Origin of the sequence: Bacillus sp. RZ2MS9, from assembly GCF_001816185.2 — a bacterium.
In the GTDB taxonomy this organism is placed as follows: domain Bacteria; phylum Bacillota; class Bacilli; order Bacillales; family Bacillaceae_G; genus Bacillus_A; species Bacillus_A cereus.
The window spans coordinates 4,562,081-4,577,639 of the sequence record NZ_CP049978.1 but is presented as its reverse complement, the minus strand read 5'-3'; the positions used below and the strand labels follow the sequence as shown (position 1 = coordinate 4,577,639).

The following is a 15,559-nucleotide window of genomic DNA, read 5'->3' as shown; positions in this document are numbered from 1 at the left end:
CATTAGTAAAAGGAAGAACTCGGGACGATTGGTGGCATCTGCAAATAGAGTTGATGTCTTTTTTTCATTCAAGTAACCGATACATAAAAATAGATAACAAAAATAGAAGGAGTGTGCGATGAGATGAACGTAACAATCTATGATGTAGCGCGCGAAGCAAACGTTTCAATGGCTACCGTATCTCGTGTTGTGAACGGTAACCCAAATGTAAAGCCTACAACAAGAAAGAAAGTATTAGAAGCAATTGATCGTTTAGGATACCGCCCGAATGCGGTAGCACGTGGACTAGCAAGTAAGAAGACAACTACAGTAGGTGTTATTATTCCTGATATCTCAAATACGTTTTATGCAGAACTTGCACGTGGAATTGAAGATATCGCAACAATGTACAAATATAACATCATTTTAAGTAACTCTGATCAAAACAAAGAGAAAGAGTTCCATTTATTAAATACGATGCTTGGAAAACAAGTGGACGGAATTGTTTTCATGGGTGAAGATATTACAGACATTCACATTGAAGAATTTAAAAAATCTCCAGTACCAATTGTATTAGCAGCGTCATTTGATGAGCAAAATGAAACGCCATCAGTAAATATTGATTATACACAAGCAGCTTATGATGCAATGAAGCACTTTATCGAGCAAGGACATAAACGTATCGGTTTCGTCTCTGGTCCTTTCATTGATAAAGCGGGAAGTGCGAAGAAGTTACAAGGTTATAAAAAAGCTTTAGAAGAAGCTGGTATTTCATATGATGAAAATCTTGTAATCGATGGAGATTACACATATGACTCAGGTATCGAAGCATTCGAAAAGCTTTGGAGCAATGATGAAAAGCCAACAGCAATCTTCGTATCTTCTGATGAAATGGCACTAGGTGTAATCCATGCAGCACAAGACGCTGGATTAAACGTACCAACTGACGTAGAAGTACTTGGTTTCGATAATACACGTCTTGCATTAATGGTTCGTCCGCAGCTTTCAACAGTTGTTCAACCGATGTATGATATCGGTGCAGTAGCAATGCGTTTATTAACAAAGTATATGAACAAAGAAAAAGTGGAAGATCACACTGTTATATTACCTCACCGTATCCAATTTAGAGATTCAACGAAGTAAGTATAAAAAAGCTCACAGCATTTGCTGTGAGCTTTTATTCGGATTCAGGATAGTATTTTTGTACGACTGCATTTACCATTTCGTCTTTCTTAATGTGTAAAAATCTTGCGTACAGTTCTTTTCCGGTTTCAAATGGTGCATCGTCTAATTCAAACACATGCAACACTTTTCGGAACTTCCACGTTATTTGCTCACCGTACACATTATCGTACGTATCTTCAGATTGCATAGCAATTTTTTTACCAAGTTCGTGAGCATCTTCTAAATTGTTTGCTTTAACAAGAATAATGCTTTCTTCAAAAAGTGTATTGTGATTCTCTTCATAATGCCTTCGCTATAGATGGGGCTATTCCTTGTTATATGTCACATAAGTGCAAATTTAACTATTATAGGGCAATGTCATGTATAATAGAAAGAAAAGGCTTGTGAGGGGGGAAAAGAGATGATCGTTCTTTGGATAATTACGCTTTGTATGACTGCTATTTTTGCATATATGACGTTAAAACAAAATGGTTTAAAGCGATTTGTTCCAGGAAGTATTCTTGCAGGAATTGCCCTTATCACGTATGTAATTTCTATTTTTATTGAAAGTGTATCAGTAGATATGAGCACAAGTTTAATGTTTATTGGTATTACACTATTTGCAGGTAGCATTATGGTACTTATGGTTGCTGGTATTATTTTATTTATTCATATGAATTCGGAAACGTTATAGCATATAGAAAAGGCATGTCCCGAGGGACATGCCTTTTTATCCGTTCAATTATGCTCTATCTTTAGAAGAGTTTTGCTGTTTTAGTAAGTCGCGAATTTCGCCAAGAAGAACTTCTTCTTTTGTTGGTTCTGGAATTTCTTCCTCTTTTTCTTCTTCTTCTTTTTTAGATGTTAGTTTGTTGAAAACTTTAACAAACATAAAGATAGAAGCTGCGATAATTAAGAAGTCAAAAATTGTTTGGATGAAGTTACCATACATAACAGCAGATTTACCGTATCCAAAGTGTAAATCTGTAAAGTCAACGCCACCTAATACCATACCAAGTAATGGTGTGATGATATCTTTTACTAAAGAACTAACGATTTTACCGAATGCAGCACCGATTACAACCCCGACAGCTAAATCAACGACATTCCCTTTGAAAGCGAATTTTTTAAACTCGTTCCACATGTGTTAATCCCATCCTTTCCACGATTCATTATGAAATTTATAATTCCTATCAACATATTCTATAGAAATTTACGAGAGAAATAAAGAGGGAATGGGAATGAAAGTAAATTCTGAAAAATGTATCCGTTTTAATTTTTGTTTACATCATCTAGTAGAGATTGCAACAGTTGCTGCGTTTTTAATCCTTCTAATCCATCTACAACGGGCTTTGTATCGCCTTGTACACACTCAATAAAATGATGAACAGCATCTTCAAAACCACGTTGTTTTAACGTCGTATCCCATGATGGGGAACCACTTTGTGAAACTGAGTTTTCCTGTTCAATTTCAAATGTATTCATATTTTTTACGCGAATGATTTTCCCTGGCGTTACAAGTTCAATTTGTTCTAAATTAGTACCGGCATGGCGATGCATTGCAGTAGAAAGTAACAGTCCACTTGGAGTTGTATATGTATGATGTCCGTAAAGAAGTTCATTCTTTTCATTGATTTGCATCATATTGTGAACGGCGTTAAGGTCATCATTAGCTAACCAGCGAGCGGTATCTACAATGTGTAAATAATCATCTAACATAGTGAAGTCGTACGTATATGGCCCGACTTTATTTGTACGATGCTTTTCAATTCGAATCCATGAAATATCATTAGCCTGTTCTTTGGCAGCGACATACATAGGAACGAATCTGCGATTAAATCCGACCATTAATTTTCGGTTATACTTCTCGCTCAACTCGACTAGTTGCTCAGCTTGTTCCACTGTAGCTGCTAGCGGTTTATCAACATAAACGTCGATCCCTTTTTTTAGAAGTTCAGAAACGATTTCATAATGCGATGCAGTTGAACTATGAACGAAGATTGCATCGCATTCCGAAGCTAACATTTCAATAGAATGAAAGTCTTGAATTCGGTATTGCTGGCAAACTTGTTTTCTTTTCTCTGCATTAGGTGTAAACGCCCCTACAAAATTCCAATCAGTTTCTTTTGTAAGTGTTGGAAGATAGGCCTTTTGCGCAATACTTCCAAGTCCAATCATTCCGATTTTAGGTTTGTTCATGTTTATTCCCACCCTATTAATAGTAATGTAACGGCTTAAATGTAGCATAGGGTGGGGGAGGAAGGCAAAAATTAGCTTTTTACTTACGGCCTTCTAACAAAATCTTCTCTATCTCTTCAAAGTGATGAGCGCGAGCATGCTCTAACGGGGTAACACCATCATTGTCTGGAATATTTACATCTGCACCGTGCTCAATAAGAAGGCGAATGACTTGTTGCTGTGTTTCGTTTCCGTTACTTAGTACGATGGCTTCCATTAAAGCTGTCCATCCCAGGTTATTTACATGATTTACATCAATATTTGTTCGAGTGAGGAGTTCCTTTATAACGTCAATATAGCCATGTTCTGAGGCTGGGATAAGAGCTGTTCCGCCGTAACGATTTGTAATCGTAGGATCTGCACCAGCATCAATTGTTAGTTTTAAAATGTCTAAGTAACCTTCCGCACCGGCGTATAGAAAGGGATTATTTTTCATGTCATCTTGGATATTTACGTCAGCACCAGCTTCGATAAGTACCTTTGCGGTTTTTACATCATTTTTGTATGTAGCAATCATAAGCGGAGTGCGTCCTTGACTATCCGTCGCATTTATATTTGCGCCTTGTTTTAGTAAAGATATAACAGTATTCGTTTCATTTTTTTCAGTGGCTGCTAGTAGTGCGGTCTCCATGTTTATCATCTCCTTTTTTACTTCTTGTTCTTGCGAGCATCCTTGTAAAAAAATTACGCAACATATCATACTTAATGTTTTTTTGAACATGGAATTTCAACCTCCTAATTTCAACTGTAAAATAGGAACATTAAATTTTTATAAACTGACGCTAAAATTACTATAAAATCGCTTGAGTAATTGGACATATATTTTTATGCTTATAAATAATAAGGTTTGATAAAGTGAGGATTTAAGATATGTCTATTAAAACAAGGTTTTTATTTTCTTATATTGCTGTTATCCTCGTTTCCATTACGCTTATATTAGTCGCGGGATTTTTAATCGTTTTTTCGATAACAGGTGACTTGGAAGCAGTGAAAAATTTCTATAAAAGTTCTTACATTCAAAAGCCGCTTACACCAGAAGAAGAGAATGCCTATCTTGAGTTGAAGTCAGCAGCCAAACAGCATCAATCTCAATTGCTAGATGAGTCGTTTGTCTCAGCAATAGAAAAAGAGGGTGTGAAAATAGTAGTAAGAAAAGGAGAAACACTTTCATATGCTTCAAACGTATTTGAAAGTGTTTCTTTAAAAGAAGCCCTTCCGAAATTTGAATCAGCAAATATTAATAGTCGTGGTACAACGGAACTAGGCGATACATTTTATCGATATGTAAAGTTTGATTTTTATTTTCCTCAGGAAGAAGAGGGAAGTATATTTGTATTAAAAAAGCAAAGTTCATTTGTAGATCTTACACAAAAATTATTTCCAATCTTATTCGTAGCGCTCTTACTACTAGCCATTTTACTCATTGGATTATTAAGTTACCTCGTTTCAAGAAGTGTAATAAAACCAATTTTTGTATTGAAAGGCGCAACGGAGAAAATTAAAGAAGGAAATTTAGATTTTCAAATACCAATTACATCACACGACGAAATAGGGCAATTAAATCAAGGGTTTGAGGAAATGAGGAAGAGATTAAAAGAATCGATAGAGATGCAAACACAGTATGAAGAAAATCGAAAAGAGCTTATTTCAAACATCTCTCATGACTTAAAAACACCGATTACATCAATTATAGGATATGTAGAAGGAATAAAGGACGGGGTAGCAAATACGCCAGAAAAAATGGATAAGTATTTAACAACTATCCATACGAAGGCAAAACATATGGACACACTCATTGATGAACTATTTTTATTTTCGAAGCTCGATTTGAATCGAGTTCCATTCCAGTTTGAAACAGTTGAATTGAATACGTTTATGCAAGAATTAATAGAAGAGATGCAGATGGATTTAAGTGAAGAAGGTATAGAAGTGCGCCTACAGTTACATGCATCACCACTATATGTAACGGCTGATTGCGAAAAAATAAATAGAGTGATATCAAATTTAATTCATAATAGTGTGAAATACATGGATAAAGAAGAGAAGAAAATTACTGTAACAGTATCGAGTGATAATAATAAAGTTATTGTGAAAGTGATAGACAACGGATCAGGTATAGAATCTGATATATTGCCGTATATCTTTGAACGTTTTTATCGTGCAGAACAATCGCGGAATTCTAGCACAGGTGGAAGTGGACTTGGTTTAGCGATAGCGAAGCAAATTGTTGAAGAACATGGCGGGGAAATTTGGGCGGAAAGCGAGCTTGGGAAAGGCACAAGCATTTTCTTCTCATTGGAAAAAGTAGAGGAATGTGGTGAGTAAATTGAAAAGAATTTTATTAATAGAAGATGAAGTAAGTATTGCAGAATTACAGCGAGATTATTTAGAAATTAATGATTTCCAAGTTGATGTAGAGCATTCAGGAGAAATAGGTTTACAAACAGCTCTGCAAGAAGACTATGATTTAATTATTTTAGATATTATGCTTCCGAAAATGAACGGATTCGAAATTTGTAAACAAATACGTGCTGTAAAAGATATTCCGATTCTACTTGTTTCAGCCAAAAAAGAAGATATAGATAAAATTCGCGGACTCGGATTAGGAGCGGATGATTATATAACGAAACCGTTTAGCCCGAGTGAATTAGTCGCAAGAGTAAAAGCACATATTGCCCGTTATGAAAGATTATTAGGAAATGTAAGTAAGCAACGTGATACGTTATATATTCACGGAATTTTTATCGATCAACGAGCGAGAAAAGTTTTTATAAACAATGAAGAAGTTGCGTTTACAACGAAGGAATTTGATTTATTAACATTCTTTGTTACACATCCAAACCAAGTATTAAATAAAGAACAGTTATTTGAACGCATTTGGGGATTAGATTCCGCTGGTGATTTAGCCACTGTTGTCGTCCACATTAGAAAGCTACGTGAAAAAATTGAAAGAGATCCTGCTCACCCGCAATATATTGAAACAGTATGGGGAGCTGGTTATCGTTTTAATGTGTAATATACCTGCCGAGTAATTGGCAGGTTTTTTATGTTATTTGTCAAAAGGAAATAATAGGTAATTTGTGTTAAGATATAAAGAGAGATAAAACATAGTAGAGCATGAGAGGGTGTGCTACATTTTGGGAGATACATTACAAGATAATAAATCAAACAAGGTCTTAAGGATTGGAACTAATATTATAATTATTTTATTAATTATTGGTGCAATACAAATGTTTTATGATAAAGATTATACAAATGATCATTTCGGCTGGTTATTTTTAGTATTAGGTTGGATAGTTAGAAGCATTTTTAATATTACGATAGGTTTAAAAGAAGGAGATAAAAAGTCAGTGTTGTTTGATGTAGGTTTGGTGCTCTTTTCCTTTTATCTTTTATTTTTATATAGTACGAAATATTTCTTCTGAAAATTTAGCTCATAGTCTTATAGAGACTGTGAGCTTTCCTTAATAATAACGGTACTGGCGTAACGATTTATAAAATATTTGAGTAGTAGAAGTAAACAGGGTCGCTTCTTCTAAAAAAGGATAATGGTTGCTGTTTTCGAATGGAATGAAGATAGAATTACGTATCCCATCATGTATCTCGATAGAATATTGAACTGGACACTGCACATCATATCTTCCGCATATAATAAGTGTCTTTGTTTGGATGAAAGGTAAATACTCTCTTAAATCAAATGAAGGATATTCATTGGCGAAAGCGTTCATCCGGCTAACGGACATTGTTTTATTGATTGGTTTACAAAAATAAGAGTTGTAGTTTTCTGGTTTATACAATGATAATTTTGTTCTCTCAGTAGATAGTTCTTTTCGTTCTTCACTTGTAAGGTGAGGGGTTTTTAAGTTTTCGATGAGTTTTTGCATATAATGAAACTGTGGATGTGCTGGGTGATAAATGCAAAATGGTGTTTCGGTATAGTTACTTGCTGCAGCTCCTGCTACGACTAATGATTGTAAGGAATTTGGATATGTAATCGCATATAAAAGTCCAAGCATACCACCTGTTGAATGACCGGCGAAATGCCATGTTGGAAGTTGTAATGCTTCTCGTATTGCTTCTAAGTCGTGGATTGTTTCAATCATGCTTAATTCGTTTTCTGACTGGGCGGTTACAGAGCGACCAGTATCTCGTAAATTAATGAGAAATACACGATGCGTAGCAGTAAAAACATCCGCAAAGTAATCACCAGTTTCATTAAATTGTGAATAGTGATGTGTAATACAAAGCGATTCGCCATTTCCTTTTGTAAAGAGTTCAAATGTACCGCGTTTCGTGTTGATTATTTGTTGTGTCCACATAATATCACGACCTTTTCTCATAAAAGTTGGGCCAGACTGTTATAAAATGAAAATATATCAGCGATTATTAGAATATATCGGCGCAACTCGGAATATATCAGCGATTATTAAAATATATCGACTTATCGACAGAAAACGACAATAATAGCAAGCTTTAAAGAAAAGGAGGCTATTCAAAAACGAGCCTCCTTTTCTTTTAGTATAAAGATTTTGTCATATTATTCCGAATAATTTCAAGGGATTTCGCTACAGTTAATGCGTTTTTTTCTTCAATTTCTGGTTTACGGGGGATAGGTTTATACATGTTGTCTGGATCTTCCCATGTGAGGGGAAGTTCTGTTTCTGCTTGTCCTTTCCAAGCTTCAATCCATTCTGGAGGGAGATAACCTGAGATGTTTTGGATGTTGTTCATTTCGAGCCAAATGAGTGCCCATGCTCTTGGTACGACACGCCAATGGTCATAGCCGCCACCGCCGACAGCGATCCAGCGACCGTCGCAATACTCATTAGCAATTTCACGAGCGAGCTTCGGTATTTCGCGGTAAATATTCATTGTCGCACAAAGATGTGTAAGTGGGTCATAATAATGTGCGTCAGCACCATTTTGCGTTAAAATAATATCCGGTTTAAAGTACGCTGCAACTTCTTTTACAACAGTTCGATATGCTTCTAAGAACGATTCATCTTCTGTAAAAGCATCGAGTGGAACGTTAAAAGAATAACTATAACCATTACCTTGTCCACGTTCGTTTACAGCGCCAGTTCCAGGGAATAAATAGCGACCAGTTTCATGCAGTGAAATGGTGCATACGTTAGGGTCATCATAAAACGACCACTGTACGCCATCACCGTGATGAGCATCTGTATCAATATATAAGACGCGTAAACCGTATTTCTTTTGAATATATTTCATTGCTATGGAGCTATCGTTATAAATACAAAAGCCAGATGCTTTACCACGGAAGCCATGATGTAAGCCGCCTCCTAAGTTAAGCGCGTGTTTTACTTTTCCGGAAAGAACAGCATCGACAGCTGTTAACGTACCACCAACGAGCAATGCGCTTGCTTCGTGCATATTTGGGAACATCGGTGTATCTTCTGTTCCGAGTCCATATGTCATCGCAATTGATTTTTCTAACTTTCCTTCTCCAGCACGTTTTACCGCATTTATGTACTCCTCTGTATGAATGTAGGCAATCTCTTCATCTGTAGCCATCCGTGGTGAGATGATTTGAGAGGGAGAGATGAAACCACCCTTTTGTAATAAATCATACGTAAGTGTGACGCGCAGTTGGTTAAAAGGATGATCAGGGCTAAATGAATAGCCCCGAAAGTCATCCGAATAAATAAACGCGCTACTCATGCTTGCATCCCCATGATGTTTGGCCATAATACGCGGTAGCCTTCTGCTTCAAGTGCATCAATCACTTTTAGAGGATTCATCGTTTGAATGCGGAAAACGAGTACTTTATCATTCTCGTCTTTTGCTGGGTAGACGAGAACGCTCACGATATTTATTTGTAAATCACTAAAAATAGCAACGACTTTTCCAAGAATACCAGGTTCGTTTTTTACTTGAATTTCAATTTGCGAACTTGGTTGATGTGCTCCTGTTAATTTTACTAATGTGTGCAGTACTGTAGATTCAGAAATGATTCCAACTAACTTCCCGGCCTTTGTAACAGGAAGACAGCCAATTTTATTTTCAAAAAATAAAGTAGCAATTTCCTCAACGAAATCGAGAGGATGGCAAGTCATAACAGGATGTTTCATAATAAGTTCGAGCGGTTGCTGTAGCATATCGAGTGAAACTTGTTCATCTAGAATAGACGGACTTGCATCTCTTACATCCCGATCAGAAATAATGCCTACGACGTGATTATTTTGATCGACAATTGGAATGTGCCGAATGCCTTTCGTGCGTATCGTTCGGATTGCTGTTTCGATTGTATCGTTTGGATGTAATGTAACTACATTTTGATTCATAATTTCTTCTACAATCATTCCAGTTGCCCCCTTTATTAATACATAAAACGATTGTGAAAACGTAGACGATCAAAAGCTTGAATAGAATCCGTATCAACGCGTTTACCGATGCGGACCATTAAACAGTTGGCAGGATGTGAACAAATTTCAGGATCGTCTGTAGCCATCCATTGTAACCCGCCAGCATTCATCATCTTCTCCATTACTTTTCGGTATTCCCACACATTCAATCCTGTTTGTTTCAAATCCCAGTGCCAATAATATTCAGTCGTCAATATAATGTAATCTTCCATATAATCGTCCATCATAGAAACCTCTAGTAAGTTCTTTCCGACAGAACTCCCGCGGAAGGTTGGGACTACTTCAATTGCCCCAAGCTCAATTAAGTTTTCCATTTTTCCTTCTGACCATCGTTCAAGTGGATCAGGATACAAGTATGTAACATATCCAACAATTGTTTGGTCATGTCTAGCAATAATGAGACGAGCTTCTGGTAATTTAGAAATTTCGACAATTGCTTTATATTGTTGCTCGGCAGGACGAAACGCAATTAAGTCTGGATGAAACTCATACATTTCTAAGTTATGTGTAGAGACAGGACCTTCAATAATTAAAGTGCCTTTCGCTGTTTTTAAGTTTCTAGCATTATATATTTTTTTATGAATCAATGTATTGCTCACCACCTTGAGGGTTTGTGAATCTATTAATATCGTACTTTATAATATATGCGATGTGAATCGAAATTTGTCATTAAAAATTTGTCTAAAAATCAACAAATATACTGAAAATTTTAAATAATGTCATTATAATAGATAATAGAATACATAGGAGGGGGATGTAAAGTATGAAAGTAGAAACGCTTCCTGTCATTAAAGGAGAAAATAATTTGCCGAATTATGATGAGGCATACGCGAATTTTAACTGGGAAGAGGTTAATAAAAACTTTACTTGGAATGAAACAGGCCGAGTAAATATGGCGTATGAGGCAATTGATAAGCATGCGAAATCCGATCGAAAGAATAAAGTAGCTCTTTATTATCAAGATGGATCGCGAAAAGAGAAATATACATTTAAGGAAATGAAGGATTTTTCTAATAAAGCAGGAAACGTCCTTAAGAATTATGGCGATGTAGAAAAAGGCGATCGCGTTTTTATTTTTATGCCACGTTCTCCAGAGTTATATTTCGCACTTTTAGGTGCAGTGAAATTAGGAGCAATTGTTGGACCGCTATTTGAAGCATTTATGGAAGGCGCAGTTCGCGATCGCTTAGAAGATAGCGAAGCAAAGGTGTTAATTACAACGCCTGAATTGTTAGAGCGCGTACCATTAAATGATTTACCGGCTTTAAAAACAGTTTTCCTTGTTGGAGATAATGTAGAAGAAGGCGGTAAAACGGTAGCGTTCAATCCGTTATTTGAACAAGCTTCAAAAGAATTACATATTGAATGGTTAGGCCGTGAAGACGGCTTGATTCTACATTACACGTCTGGTTCTACTGGTAAGCCAAAAGGTGTGCTTCATGCGCAAAACGCAATGGTTCAGCACTATCAAACGGCGAAGTGGGTATTAGATTTAAAAGAAGACGATGTATATTGGTGTACTGCTGACCCGGGCTGGGTAACTGGAACAGCTTACGGTATTTTCGCACCGTGGTTAGTTGGAGCGTCAAACGTTATTTTAGGTGGACGCTTTAGTCCAGAAGCTTGGTATGAAGCACTGCAAGATTACGGTGTGACGGTTTGGTACAGCGCACCAACAGCATTCCGTATGTTAATGGGAGCTGGACAAGACGCAATTAAAAAATATGACTTATCACAAGTGCGCCACGTATTAAGCGTTGGTGAGCCGTTAAATCCAGAAGTAATTCGCTGGGGTATGAACGCATTTGGACTTCGTATTCATGATACGTGGTGGATGACAGAAACAGGTGGACAAGTTATTTGTAACTACCCTTGTATGGAAATCCGTCCAGGCTCAATGGGTAAACCAATTCCAGGTGTGAAAGCAGCGATTGTTGATAATGAAGGAAATGAAGTGCCTCCTTACACAATGGGTAACTTAGCAATTGCGAAAGGTTGGCCATCTATGATGCGTGGGATCTGGAATAACCAGCAAAAATATGAATCTTATTTCATGCCGGGAGATTGGTACGTATCAGGTGACTCTGCCTATATGGATGAAGATGGATACTTCTGGTTCCAAGGGCGTATTGACGATGTAATTATGACGTCAGGTGAGCGCGTTGGTCCGTTTGAAGTAGAAAGTAAATTAATTGAGCACGCTGCTGTTGCAGAAGCTGGTGTAATTGGTATTCCTGATCCGGTGCGCGGCGAAATTATTAAAGCATTTATCGCACTTCGAGCAGGATACGAACCATCTGATGAATTAAAAGAAGAAATTCGTCAATTTGTAAAGAAAGGCCTAGCAGCTCATGCAGCGCCACGACAAATTGAATTTAGAGATAAATTACCGAAAACGAGAAGTGGTAAAATTATGCGCCGCGTATTAAAAGCGTGGGAGTTAAACTTACCAACAGGTGACTTATCAACGATGGAAGATTAAGAGAGAAAGGTCTGAACGAAAAATGTTCAGGCCTTTCTTTTTTATGATATCATGAACTTATATATATAAGTTAAAGGGGATAGTATGATGAAAACAGAAAAGGAAAAGATGATACTAGGAGAAATGTACATACCGGCTGATCCAGTTTTAGTACAAGAAAGAGAGCAAGCACGTATATTAACGAGAAAATTAAATGATACGCCAGAAGAGCAATTGAAAGAGCGTAGCGAAATCGTAAAAGAATTATTCGGAACGACAGGAGATAATATTCATCTTGAATCTTCTTTTAGATGTGATTACGGCTATAACATTCATGTCGGTGAAAATTTTTACGCGAACTTTGACTGTACGATTTTAGACGTATGCCCGGTAACAATCGGAGTGAACTGTATGTTAGCTCCAGGTGTTCACATTTATACAGCAACGCACCCGCTTGATCCAATTGAGCGTATAAGCGGATCAGAATACGGAAAATCAGTTACAATTGGCGATAACGTATGGATTGGCGGAAGAGCAATTATTAATCCAGGTGTAACAATTGGAGACAATGCGGTGATCGCATCTGGTGCTGTCGTAACGAAAGATGTGCCTAATAATGTAGTAGTTGGCGGGAATCCTGCGAAGATTATAAAAAAACTAAAATAATATTTGAACGAAGTGCCTTCCTCGTCTGTATACAGTTATAAAAGAATAGATGAGGGAGGCTTTTATATGTCTAATAAATTACTCTTTGCGACGTTGTAAAGGATTGGAGAGAAGTGAAATTCCACCTCTATTTGACATGCCTATATAAATGATGGTATAAAGAAAAGTATATGAATAATTGAGCGTGGAAAGGGAGAAGTAGTGATCATTTCCCTGTTTTAGAGAGCTGATGGCCGGTGAAAATCAGCACATAGATGATCGCGAATTACGCCCCTAGAGCATCTTTTTTCGATTGAATTTTATTCAAAAGGGAAAAGACGGTGCTAAGCCGTTATGTAAATAAGGTGGTAGGCTTTTTTGCCTGCAACTAGGGTGGTAACGCGATAATCAAAATCGTCCCTTATTTGAAGGGGCGATTTTTTTATGTTTTCAACCTTCACGCCAGTAATGAACTTAAAGGAGAGTATGTAGGATATGGGTATTTTACAAGATCTTGAATTTCGCGGTCTAATTAATCAGCAAACAGATGCTGAGGGCCTTGAGCAATTATTAGAAAAAGAAAGCGTTAAATTATACTGTGGTTTCGACCCGACAGCGGATAGCTTACACATTGGTCATATGTTACCAGTATTAATGTTACGTCGTTTCCAATTAGCTGGTCACCAACCAATCGCACTTGTTGGCGGTGGTACTGGTATGATCGGTGACCCGAGTGGTAAAAAAGCAGAACGTACATTAAATACGAAAGATACAGTTGCTTACTACACAGAAAGCATTAAAAACCAACTTTCAAACTTCTTAGAGTTTGAAAACGTGGACAACCCAGCAACGATGGCTAACAACTACGACTGGCTTGGTAGCTTAGATGTAATTTCATTCTTACGCGATATCGGTAAAAACTTCGGTTTAAACTATATGTTAGCAAAAGATACAGTAGCATCTCGTTTAGAAACTGGTATTTCATTCACTGAGTTTAGTTACATGATTTTACAATCATACGACTTCTTAAACTTATATCAACAACATAATTGCCGTCTACAAATCGGTGGTAGTGACCAATGGGGTAACATTACAGCTGGTCTTGAATTAATCCGTAAATCAGAAGAAGATGCGAAAGCATTCGGTTTAACAATTCCACTAGTTACTAAATCTGACGGTACGAAGTTTGGTAAAACCGAAGGCGGCGCAATTTGGTTAGACCCAGAGAAAACAACTCCTTACGAGTTCTACCAATTCTGGATTAACACAGATGACCGCGACGTTGTTAAATACTTAAAATACTTCACATTCTTATCTCATGAAGAAATTCTTGAGCTTGAAAAGCAAGTAGCTGAAGCGCCAGAAAAACGTGCAGCACAAAAGGCATTAGGTTCTGAAATGACAAAACTTGTTCACGGCGAAGAAGCATTAGAGCAAGCGATTAAAATTTCAGCTGCATTATTCAGCGGTTCTGTAGCAGAACTGACTGCAAGCGAAATCGAGCAAGGATTCAAAGACGTACCATCTGTAGAACGTACTGCAGAAGATACAGTATTAATCGACTTACTTGTAGAAAGCAAAATCTCTCCATCAAAACGTCAAGCACGTGAAGATGTAACGAATGGCGCAATCTACGTAAACGGTGAGCGTACACAAGCATTAGACTACGTTGTAACAGAAAACGACCGCATCGAAGGTAAATTCACAATCATTCGCCGCGGTAAGAAGAAATATTTCTTAATTCGTTACTAATAAATAAAAAGCTTTGAGGAATTTCCTCAAAGCTTTTTTGTTTTAATCTCCTTTTCGAGTTCATACGGAAATCACATGTAAGCGGTATGATAAACGTATAACAATTAGAAAGGAGTGGTAAAACGAAATGTCACTAGAAGCGTTGATTATTTTTTCTTTGCTAAACGCGGGTCAACTTGCAGAGAATTCGAAAGTTGATATACATAAAGAGCAGAAAGATGCTTATGTATATGTTCAAAAAGAGGAAAATAAATAACTTTAATATATATAAATAAAAGCTACTCGAAGTAACTGTTTTGGTGTCTTCGGTAGCTTTTTACATTATGAATAGATAGGAATCAATTCTCGCTTGAAATCTTCGTACATTTCAAAGGCAATTTTCATGATTTCTTTGAGTTCATCGTAACTGTGGAAGCATACTGCTGGCAATCTTTCAGAACCATTGGATAATACTTTTACAAACATACCCCATGAATTCCCAACTCTAACTTCACCATTATACCTTGCAGACCAAATGAACTCAACAAGCCCATATTTTAAGCTGATATTGAATCTGAAAGTATAGAAATCCTTGTTCTTTACTTCACCAACAATAAAAAAGTTTTCCTTTTTCATAAAACGAGCTTTATAGCCAAGAGACTCAAATACTTCAATTGCTTTTTCATTTTCATAGTTTTCAAATGTGTTTTCTCTATCTGGAAATTGTTTTGATAATGCTTTATATCTCTGAATAAAATCAATTTTCTCAAGTACCTCTTTAATTTCGGGTTCTAAATCATACGCCATCAATTATTCCTCCCTAAATCTAATATCAATATCATATTTTTCTTTTGCTAGCTTGATATATCCATCTATTTTTTTGAATTTTTTATTAGATGTTGGAATCTCTAAAATATATCTTCCTTCTAGTAACTTTCCCTCCCCTTACAAGAAA

17 protein-coding genes, 1 pseudogene and 1 other annotated feature are annotated in these 15,559 nt (G+C 36.7%); of the genes and pseudogenes, 9 read left to right on the top strand and 9 right to left on the bottom strand.

What is annotated here, in order from left to right:
• The first annotated feature begins 123 nt into the window (after nucleotides 1-123).
• Nucleotides 124-1,122, top strand: a complete 999-nt coding sequence (ccpA, locus tag BHV55_RS23350) for a catabolite control protein A (protein WP_001103297.1) — start codon at nucleotides 124-126, stop codon at nucleotides 1,120-1,122.
• Nucleotides 1,123-1,156: 34 nt separating this feature from the next.
• Here the strand turns inward: ccpA and BHV55_RS23345 are convergent.
• Nucleotides 1,157-1,450, bottom strand: a pseudogene (locus tag BHV55_RS23345) (DUF4288 domain-containing protein); the annotation flags it as partial.
• Between the two features lie 114 nt (nucleotides 1,451-1,564).
• On the opposite strand from BHV55_RS23345, the gene BHV55_RS23340 reads away from it, so the two are divergent.
• Complete coding sequence (locus BHV55_RS23340) at nucleotides 1,565-1,837, top strand: DUF3917 domain-containing protein (RefSeq protein WP_000636589.1); 273 nt, start codon at nucleotides 1,565-1,567, stop codon at nucleotides 1,835-1,837.
• Nucleotides 1,838-1,885: 48 nt separating this feature from the next.
• On the opposite strand, the gene mscL is transcribed toward BHV55_RS23340, so the two are convergent.
• The 3 genes from mscL to BHV55_RS23325 form a co-directional block, all read right to left on the bottom strand.
• The gene (mscL, locus tag BHV55_RS23335) at nucleotides 1,886-2,287 is read right to left on the bottom strand and encodes a large conductance mechanosensitive channel protein MscL (protein ID WP_000267010.1); all 402 of its coding nucleotides are present in this window, start codon (nucleotides 2,285-2,287) and stop codon (nucleotides 1,886-1,888) included.
• Nucleotides 2,288-2,415: 128 nt separating this feature from the next.
• Nucleotides 2,416-3,342, bottom strand: coding sequence for a Gfo/Idh/MocA family protein (locus BHV55_RS23330; RefSeq protein ID WP_070757001.1), 927 nt, complete (start codon nucleotides 3,340-3,342; stop codon nucleotides 2,416-2,418).
• A gap of 79 nt (nucleotides 3,343-3,421) precedes the next feature.
• Nucleotides 3,422-4,102: an ankyrin repeat domain-containing protein gene (locus BHV55_RS23325; protein WP_061138916.1), complete on the bottom strand. Its 681-nt coding sequence runs from the start codon at nucleotides 4,100-4,102 to the stop codon at nucleotides 3,422-3,424.
• 149 nt (nucleotides 4,103-4,251) lie between these two features.
• Between BHV55_RS23325 and BHV55_RS23320 the strand changes: the two genes are divergently transcribed.
• The 3 genes from BHV55_RS23320 to BHV55_RS23310 all read left to right on the top strand — a co-directional run bounded on the left by BHV55_RS23320 (nucleotide 4,252) and on the right by BHV55_RS23310 (nucleotide 6,806).
• Nucleotides 4,252-5,706 (top strand): sensor histidine kinase, encoded by a 1,455-nt coding sequence (locus BHV55_RS23320; protein WP_070757000.1) that lies wholly within the window; start codon nucleotides 4,252-4,254, stop codon nucleotides 5,704-5,706.
• Between the two features lies 1 nt (nucleotide 5,707).
• A complete protein-coding gene (locus tag BHV55_RS23315) occupies nucleotides 5,708-6,397 on the top strand; it encodes a response regulator transcription factor (RefSeq protein WP_070757043.1) in 690 nt (229 codons plus the stop codon).
• 121 nt (nucleotides 6,398-6,518) lie between these two features.
• The gene (locus BHV55_RS23310) at nucleotides 6,519-6,806 is read left to right on the top strand and encodes a hypothetical protein (RefSeq protein WP_000502934.1); all 288 of its coding nucleotides are present in this window, start codon (nucleotides 6,519-6,521) and stop codon (nucleotides 6,804-6,806) included.
• A gap of 39 nt (nucleotides 6,807-6,845) precedes the next feature.
• On the opposite strand, the gene BHV55_RS23305 is transcribed toward BHV55_RS23310, so the two are convergent.
• The 4 genes from BHV55_RS23305 to acuA all read right to left on the bottom strand — a co-directional run bounded on the left by BHV55_RS23305 (nucleotide 6,846) and on the right by acuA (nucleotide 10,354).
• Nucleotides 6,846-7,721 carry an alpha/beta fold hydrolase gene (locus BHV55_RS23305; protein WP_139147404.1) on the bottom strand — a complete coding sequence of 292 codons (876 nt, stop codon included), beginning with the start codon at nucleotides 7,719-7,721 and terminating at the stop codon, nucleotides 6,846-6,848.
• Between the two features lie 175 nt (nucleotides 7,722-7,896).
• Nucleotides 7,897-9,063 (bottom strand): acetoin utilization protein AcuC, encoded by a 1,167-nt coding sequence (gene acuC, locus BHV55_RS23300; RefSeq protein ID WP_000092808.1) that lies wholly within the window; start codon nucleotides 9,061-9,063, stop codon nucleotides 7,897-7,899.
• Nucleotides 9,060-9,704: an acetoin utilization AcuB family protein gene (locus BHV55_RS23295; protein WP_000634583.1), complete on the bottom strand. Its 645-nt coding sequence runs from the start codon at nucleotides 9,702-9,704 to the stop codon at nucleotides 9,060-9,062. Before BHV55_RS23295 ends, acuC begins: the two co-directional genes overlap by 4 nt.
• Nucleotides 9,705-9,721: 17 nt before the next feature.
• A complete protein-coding gene (gene acuA, locus BHV55_RS23290) occupies nucleotides 9,722-10,354 on the bottom strand; it encodes an acetoin utilization protein acetyltransferase AcuA (protein WP_070756998.1) in 633 nt (210 codons plus the stop codon).
• Between the two features lie 176 nt (nucleotides 10,355-10,530).
• Here acuA and acsA point away from each other — a divergent pair, with 176 nt between their 5' ends.
• The 4 genes from acsA to BHV55_RS23270 all read left to right on the top strand — a co-directional run bounded on the left by acsA (nucleotide 10,531) and on the right by BHV55_RS23270 (nucleotide 14,881).
• The gene (gene acsA / locus BHV55_RS23285; protein ID WP_000862049.1) at nucleotides 10,531-12,249 is read left to right on the top strand and encodes an acetate--CoA ligase; all 1,719 of its coding nucleotides are present in this window, start codon (nucleotides 10,531-10,533) and stop codon (nucleotides 12,247-12,249) included.
• 84 nt (nucleotides 12,250-12,333) lie between these two features.
• Nucleotides 12,334-12,894 (top strand): maltose acetyltransferase domain-containing protein, encoded by a 561-nt coding sequence (locus BHV55_RS23280; RefSeq protein WP_002005819.1) that lies wholly within the window; start codon nucleotides 12,334-12,336, stop codon nucleotides 12,892-12,894.
• A 176-nt stretch (nucleotides 12,895-13,070) separates the two neighbouring features.
• Nucleotides 13,071-13,298, top strand: a binding site (T-box leader).
• A 70-nt stretch (nucleotides 13,299-13,368) separates the two neighbouring features.
• A complete protein-coding gene (tyrS, locus tag BHV55_RS23275) occupies nucleotides 13,369-14,625 on the top strand; it encodes a tyrosine--tRNA ligase (protein WP_000512092.1) in 1,257 nt (418 codons plus the stop codon).
• Nucleotides 14,626-14,752: 127 nt separating this feature from the next.
• Nucleotides 14,753-14,881: a hypothetical protein gene (locus BHV55_RS23270; RefSeq protein WP_000050940.1), complete on the top strand. Its 129-nt coding sequence runs from the start codon at nucleotides 14,753-14,755 to the stop codon at nucleotides 14,879-14,881.
• Between the two features lie 65 nt (nucleotides 14,882-14,946).
• On the opposite strand, the gene BHV55_RS23265 is transcribed toward BHV55_RS23270, so the two are convergent.
• Nucleotides 14,947-15,411, bottom strand: a complete 465-nt coding sequence (locus tag BHV55_RS23265; RefSeq protein ID WP_070756997.1) for a hypothetical protein — start codon at nucleotides 15,409-15,411, stop codon at nucleotides 14,947-14,949.
• Nucleotides 15,412-15,559 lie beyond the last annotated feature (148 nt).

Bases quoted from the DNA above. Each gene is read 5' to 3' on its own strand.
- ccpA (WP_001103297.1), top strand. From the start codon at position 124: ATGAACGTAACAATCTATGATGTAGCGCGCGAAGCAAACGTTTCAATG.
- BHV55_RS23340 (WP_000636589.1), top strand. From the start codon at position 1,565: ATGATCGTTCTTTGGATAATTACGCTTTGTATGACTGCTATTTTTGCA.
- mscL (WP_000267010.1), bottom strand. From the start codon at position 2,287: ATGTGGAACGAGTTTAAAAAATTCGCTTTCAAAGGGAATGTCGTTGAT.
- BHV55_RS23330 (WP_070757001.1), bottom strand. From the start codon at position 3,342: ATGAACAAACCTAAAATCGGAATGATTGGACTTGGAAGTATTGCGCAA.
- BHV55_RS23325 (WP_061138916.1), bottom strand. From the start codon at position 4,102: ATGTTCAAAAAAACATTAAGTATGATATGTTGCGTAATTTTTTTACAA.
- BHV55_RS23320 (WP_070757000.1), top strand. From the start codon at position 4,252: ATGTCTATTAAAACAAGGTTTTTATTTTCTTATATTGCTGTTATCCTC.
- BHV55_RS23305 (WP_139147404.1), bottom strand. From the start codon at position 7,721: ATGAGAAAAGGTCGTGATATTATGTGGACACAACAAATAATCAACACG.
- acuC (WP_000092808.1), bottom strand. From the start codon at position 9,063: ATGAGTAGCGCGTTTATTTATTCGGATGACTTTCGGGGCTATTCATTT.
- BHV55_RS23295 (WP_000634583.1), bottom strand. From the start codon at position 9,704: ATGATTGTAGAAGAAATTATGAATCAAAATGTAGTTACATTACATCCA.
- acsA (WP_000862049.1), top strand. From the start codon at position 10,531: ATGAAAGTAGAAACGCTTCCTGTCATTAAAGGAGAAAATAATTTGCCG.
- BHV55_RS23280 (WP_002005819.1), top strand. From the start codon at position 12,334: ATGATGAAAACAGAAAAGGAAAAGATGATACTAGGAGAAATGTACATA.
- tyrS (WP_000512092.1), top strand. From the start codon at position 13,369: ATGGGTATTTTACAAGATCTTGAATTTCGCGGTCTAATTAATCAGCAA.
- BHV55_RS23270 (WP_000050940.1), top strand. From the start codon at position 14,753: ATGTCACTAGAAGCGTTGATTATTTTTTCTTTGCTAAACGCGGGTCAA.
- BHV55_RS23265 (WP_070756997.1), bottom strand. From the start codon at position 15,411: ATGGCGTATGATTTAGAACCCGAAATTAAAGAGGTACTTGAGAAAATT.